Here is a 1,904-nt window from a genome sequence, read left to right on the forward strand (position 1 = left end):
CAGATTTATTCACTTATCAACTAGCACCGCAATTAGAGGAAGCACTTAATCATAACCAGCAGTTTAAGCAATTGTTTACCGATGTTGTTAAAACTGGTTTGGCGCTTAACCAAAAGTATGATAACCAAAAGCAATTCACGCTTTACGAGCAATATGATCGAAAAGATGCTTGTAGGCTGCTTAATTGGCCGAAGGATGTTTCGGCGCCAATGTATGGTTATCGTGTTGATAAAGATGAAACGCCGATTTTTATTACTTATAAAAAGGATTCAACTAAAAAGCGGAATGCTGTGTACAACAATACTCTAGAAGACGGTCGCAGCTTAAGGTGGTACACGCGTTCGCCACGTCATATAGATTCTGATGAAGTTCAAAGATTATTGAATACACCCGAAATGAAGCTTCACCTATTTGTTAAGAAAAGCGATGCAATTGGTAAACAATTTTTCTATCTTGGCCAAGCGGAAATTCAAAACGAGACCGTTAAAGAAGAGCAATTAGGTCCAAAGAAAAAGGCTGCGGTTGGGATGAATTTGCTACTTAAACATCCACTTGAAGCCAAAATATATGAACTACTATTTGAAGAATAAGAAAAAAGCTTCTTTATGATTAAAGAAGCTTTTTTAAATAGATAATTTATCTTGAAACAAATGTATTGGGCTTGATGTGCTGAAGGATTTCGTAGCCTACATCTTTTTCGTCGTTTTCAACATCATTAGTCTGATTTAAAAACATGACAATGCCGTTTTGATTATCAGTTGTTAGTTGAACCCAAGTACCAAAGTGGAGTCCATAGAAACTACCATAAGCGGATTTGAGAGTTTCTTTATTTCTTAAATACATTCCACCGCAGTAATCTGTAGCCTTACTCTTCAAGTGAGTTAAGTAGTAAAAATCATCCTTACTTAGGATGCTACCGTCATTTAGGCCAACTTGTATTTTGTAATATTCGTCTGTTGTGGTGAATAAGTTACCGGCGCCAGGAATTTGAGAGGCAAGGCTGGCTTTAACGTAACTAGATTGCTGGTAGTTCTTGCCGCCATTTGAATAGTAAGAAATGGGATCTGTTATTCCCTTAGGGATGCCTTGATAAAGGTATGTTCTTTGTAAGTTAAGCTTTTTAACGATGCGACTCTCAAAGTTATCTTCATAAGACTTTCCGGTAACTTGGCGAATGATGCCAGCAAGTAAAATGTAGTTACTATTATTGTAATGATAATTACCTACACTATCTGCTTTAGAAGCGTTGATATTTTTAACAACCCAGTCAATTGAATCTGCTTCGGAATAAACAACACCCCGATCAATTTCGGTTTGCGTAGCCGTAATACCAGAAGTATGTGACATTAGATTGCCAACTGTAATATTGTTAGCATTTTTTAAATTAGGATACCAACGTGAAATCTTTGTGTTTTGGGTAAAAGATTGATCCGTATTTTTGGTTTCATTAATTAGTTGAACAATCATTGCGGCAGTGACTACTTTTTGTAATGAAGCGGACGGATAGGTAACATTTTTACTGCCATTACCGATGCGCTTGCCGTACCAAGCATAGCCATAACTAATTGTTTGTGGCACACCATCTTTTACCACGGTTACGATGCCACGAACATGATGCTTTTTAAAAGTATTCCTAACAAAATTATACATTTCGGTTTGACTGTTAGTTGTAGGTGCCGCGCTAACCGAAGTAGTAGAAAGAGCAGTTGACGCAGAAGCACCAATAACTAATGCTGCAGCCAAAGCGATAAATTTACGTTTCAAGATATAATATTCTCCCTTACAGTTATTAAGATGTATTATAGAACGTTCGCTTTAACAAAGATATGTGAAAAAGGTTAATTTTCGTTAACAAAGCGGATAAAGTTTAAAACTATTAAAGCAACAATGTAATATTTGCAAGA

2 protein-coding genes are annotated in these 1,904 nt (G+C 36.3%); one reads left to right on the forward strand and one right to left on the reverse strand.

The window, feature by feature from the left end:
* On the forward strand, nucleotides 1–590 hold a 590-nt coding region (locus CRG87_RS07715; RefSeq protein ID WP_133125506.1), incomplete at its 5' end, for a DUF3427 domain-containing protein.
* A gap of 46 nt (nucleotides 591–636) precedes the next feature.
* Here CRG87_RS07715 and CRG87_RS07720 read toward each other — a convergent pair.
* Entirely contained in the window at nucleotides 637–1,764 is a 1,128-nt protein-coding gene (locus CRG87_RS07720; protein WP_101138731.1) for a serine hydrolase domain-containing protein, read from the reverse strand.
* Nucleotides 1,765–1,904: the final 140 nt, after the last annotated feature.

Source organism: Lactobacillus apis (assembly GCF_002837055.1).
Classification (GTDB): domain Bacteria; phylum Bacillota; class Bacilli; order Lactobacillales; family Lactobacillaceae; genus Lactobacillus; species Lactobacillus apis.